Here is a 4,127-nt window from a genome sequence, read left to right on the forward strand (position 1 = left end):
CCGAGCACCGGCATGACCCGGGCCGCGGCGGCGGCCCGCAGCTGCTCCATGTGATCCGGGGGCACGCGAAGTCGAGCCACGGCACATAATGCCGCAGGCTTTGACCGATCCGTCCGGACTGGCCACCGATCACGCTCTCGAGCACGATCAGTTGTCGCTCGTCCTTCATTCGTCGGCGCAACGCTTTCTGAGTCACTTCGACCAGCGCAGGTTCCGCCGCAGACACCGACTCGCCTACCCCGTCGACGCGGGAGCCCATCTCGTGGCGGTGGTCGACGGCATCGACGAACTCGCGACAGACCGACGCTTGAACCCCTTCCGGGAGCATCGACATAAGCGCAAAGCCTCGTTCCTCAAGGAGCTCGAAGCCGTGTCGATTACCTCGGGCATACCAACAACTCATGACTAGTGACCGCTCCCAAGCCAACGCCAAGCGCCTCTCGAGAAAAGGAAGCGTTCGGGCGGCCGCCACGAATTGAGAATCACACTTTCCAGCGATCTCACGCGCCGACTCCCAGTCCACACTGCCTGTAGGAGAGCTGATCTCACGTACAGCGCGCATTCGACCACGAAGATCCGCAGCAGCAGCGGCGATGTCGACTCTCACCGCGTACTTGTTGGATCGAGAGCGCAAGAACCAGAGGGTCATGCGGCTGAGCCTAATCTCCGCACCTCCGAGCAGGAGTGCAGTAGCATCGTCAGCGGCGCATTGCTGGCGTAGTGTGCTCCGGCTCACCGCATCGATGTCATCGTCGATGCGGTGAGCCACCTTCACAGAATGGCTCAGACGCGAACAGCTCCATCGCCATCCACTCGTTGATCCTGTTGGCGACTCCGCATTCGTTCCGCGTGCCGTTTCTGCCACCGCGCGTGTTTGACCTTGAAGCGCTCGTCGAATTCCTCCCACCGCGGCGAAGCCTCCACCTTCCTCGCAGAGAGAACATCAACGGGTTCCGGTCCGGATGCAAGCGCAGGAACCACATCGCCGACTTTGAGGCGATCGAAGAGCTCCGAGAACAACCACGCCGGGCAGCCCTCCCCCCGAAGCGCGTCGACTGCGTCTGGTTCGTCGTCGATCCAGGCCACTATCGGGCTCGTCTCTGCGTAGTGGTTTTCCCACCGCCACCAATGCCGACGTTTGACATCAAACGCCCGACGCACAGTTCCGTCCACCCACAAGCTCCGTGATTCGATATGACCGGGCGGCAACGACTTCGCCCGGATCCACCGATCAGATGTCCGATTGAATTGGTCCAAGCGGGTTGTGCTGTAAGCAATGGTGAAGCCTGCACTGTCGAGCGCCCGAACCAACTTTCCACCCGCGCGGTTCAGGGAAGCTTCACCGAAATGGGTATGAAACCGCTTCCAATCTCGATCGGCGTATGACGGCGCGGCGATCAACCCCTCGAAATTGTGCATATCCGCAACGACGCCATCGATGTCGACAACGACAGTCGGCCCCGGGCGCGGAGCATCCAACCACGGTTTCGGGCGATCAAGAAAGCGTCGATTCTCCGTCATATCCCCAACGATATGGGCAGACACAGACATTGAGCACGGTCCCGCGCCCCACCCGGACGAATCCTCTGATGCATCTAGTTGCCAAAGGCCCTGTTCACGCACTCGAACAGGGCCTTCTTTGATGCTTCTGGCCTTAAGGCTCACCGGTCAACACAACTGACCGCGATTGCCGATCGCCCACGTCTACCCCGACCTCAGTGCCCAAACGAGAACCACGCGACCTCTCGATCTCTGCGATGTAGACAACAGCAAAGCCGACCACTACGACCGCGACGGCCACGACCACGACCACGACCACGACCAACCATCGCCGTCCCATCCAACCCGCCGCCACGCCAAGATTGAAAATACTGTGAGGCACAACTAATCCCAAGAGCGACCGATAACGGTAGTACGCGAAAACAGCAAACCCTCCCCACAACATCGCCCCGACTGCGAACCCCCACCCCTGATAGATGTACGCAACTGCAAGCAACGTCGAGACTGGACGGCCGCTCGGGAGATGAATCAATCAGGGCGGGCTGTAGTCAACTACCCAAGCGCCCTCGACCCTGCGGAGAGGCACCAGCCAGCGGTGGCGATGATCTCGCACGACCACCTCAGATCCCATGAACCCCAACACCAGCGAGGTGGAGAATACGGCCGACAGCGGAACCAACTCAGCCAACAAAATGCCCTCACCGTCCCTCGCGAAATCCAAGGCAACCTCAAAGTTGGCCGTAAACGACGACAGAGGCTGCGCGCTGTAATCGTGAGGTGCCCGGCGAGCCGCCAGTTCAGGCCAAACGTCGCGTCGAGGGCTTACCCCGAACTTCCCCAGTCCCCGCCACAACAAGATATAGCGACCCCGAACACCGATCTCGGCGAATTCGCTGCGTACCACCATCGGGATCGCAACTGCCAAAGCTGCGGCCAACCGCGCCTTCCCACGATCGACCCTCGACAGGCTATCCAAGGCCAGATACCTGCTTGTGCTGTCAACGGCGTGGTGCATCAACATCGGCCACGGACGGTTGGGCCACGCATCCCATTCCCGAGCCAGTTGGTTGATCGCAGTACCAACCGGATCCCCGAATTCGAATCTGAGTGCCTCCTCGAAGGGGGTGGGGTCGGGAGATTCTGCGCATGGGGTCAACGTCGCCAACAAGTCCGAAATCAACTCCGGATCGACGGAATTCACGCAAGCGCGCAACGCCGAGACGCGGACAGCAACATCAGTCGCGTGCCAGTAGTCCTCGACTCTGGCTGCATTACGGGATGCCTCACGAGCATGAACCGACCACGCACCCAGGTACGAGAGCTTTTGTCTCGCCGTCAGAACTGACGATTGCGTTATGGCCCTTCGGATTTCATTCAATGACAACGATGTTTCCTCGCTCGGATCCCCGGTCAGCACGTGTAGTTACATCCCCTCGACAATGATGTTCGGACAAGCGGCGACTGCTTGGCCTGGCGAGCTGGCCGGTACCAGGTGAGGAAGTTCAGGTTCGTCATCAAGGGACACCGGGCCGTCCCACGGAGCTACCAGTGACGAGTCGTATTCCCAACCGTCACAGGACAGGTCGTCTACCCAGATCGCCGTCAGGGGACTATCGAAATACTTCTCCGCGAACGCCATGATGGCCGGGAGTCTGTTCTGATCAAACGAACCTCCCCTACCGACCTTGATGTCGCATCCGAATGCGCTCGGCCTTACCCTGGCGACGTATTCGCCAGCTGCCGAGCGTAAGACCACGTGATGATAGGTGCCCACCGGTGATTCCCTTCTCGTTCTGCCGGCGCACGTTTCGCGCAGTACAAAAGCTTGCACTGAGCACGAACTTCAAGCTCTCGCTCTACGATGTGCGGTCTGATCCGATCGTCAGCGTCCACACCTCTTCGCCGCGACTGTCAACAGACATCTGCCATCCCTCCCCCAAAGGCTTCCTCGAATCCGATGGCAGCATCTCATCAGAATCCAACCCGCTGTTCCACTCGTACGGAAGTTCCCAACGCGCCCGGCGTTCGCTGTAGACAATCGCGTATCGCGGAGCATTCCTCGAATACCAGGGGCCCTCGATATGAACTCGATGCTCGTGAGGAAGCTGGATCACCTCTCCCCAAAAGAGCGTGTCATCATCGATCTGGCACGGCTCCTCCACCAGATCCCAGTTCAGGGTGGCAACTCGGTTCACCAACTCCCGATCGAGAACTGCCACGACAGCATCCCACCGCGCGCCCTCGTCCAGCGCATTGAGTTCGTCAACGATGTCCTGCACATCACGCTCAGACGGAAAATCCGGGACCATCGAAGACGAAACATCCTCGTACGCCAACCTCAACCGGCGGAGCTGCCCGGATTCAGCATTCAGCCAGGCGAGTTCGCGAAGATCCTGCTCATCATCTTCTTTGCGTCCGTGCTCGTCGCCAAGCGCGACCTGTTCACCTCGGCCGGTAAACACTTCCTGGGCATGGACTTTCCGCGTGCCCGCGACCTCGGCCCGATCCTGCTCGCCTGGATCGTCTCGGTGGGCGTGCTCGTCTTCGAAACGGCTCGGCGATCAGCTGGAGGCGCTTGCGGGCCCAGAACTGCTCCGTCATGTCGTGAGCCGACAGGCAGACGCCCC

At 60.2% G+C, this 4,127-nt stretch carries 4 protein-coding genes; 1 reads left to right on the forward strand and 3 read right to left on the reverse strand.

The annotated features are described in order from the left end of the window. The 3 genes from ABT116_RS40335 to ABT116_RS40345 form a co-directional block, all read right to left on the reverse strand. Nucleotides 1–334, reverse strand: a 334-nt coding sequence (locus ABT116_RS40335; RefSeq protein WP_351644992.1) for a hypothetical protein, incomplete at its 3' end; no start/stop codon positions are given. 449 nt (nucleotides 335–783) lie between these two features. After that, nucleotides 784–1,521 (reverse strand): HAD family hydrolase, encoded by a 738-nt coding sequence (locus ABT116_RS40340; protein WP_245220017.1) that lies wholly within the window; start codon nucleotides 1,519–1,521, stop codon nucleotides 784–786. Between the two features lie 511 nt (nucleotides 1,522–2,032). Then, entirely contained in the window at nucleotides 2,033–2,917 is an 885-nt protein-coding gene (locus ABT116_RS40345; RefSeq protein ID WP_003944243.1) for a hypothetical protein, read from the reverse strand. A 664-nt stretch (nucleotides 2,918–3,581) separates the two neighbouring features. Between ABT116_RS40345 and ABT116_RS40350 the strand changes: the two genes are divergently transcribed. Further along, the coding region (locus ABT116_RS40350) for an FtsW/RodA/SpoVE family cell cycle protein (RefSeq protein ID WP_351644997.1) at nucleotides 3,582–4,127 on the forward strand (546 nt) is incomplete at its 3' end.

Source organism: Streptomyces sp. NPDC002130 (assembly GCF_040296465.1).
In the GTDB taxonomy this organism is placed as follows: domain Bacteria; phylum Actinomycetota; class Actinomycetes; order Streptomycetales; family Streptomycetaceae; genus Streptomyces.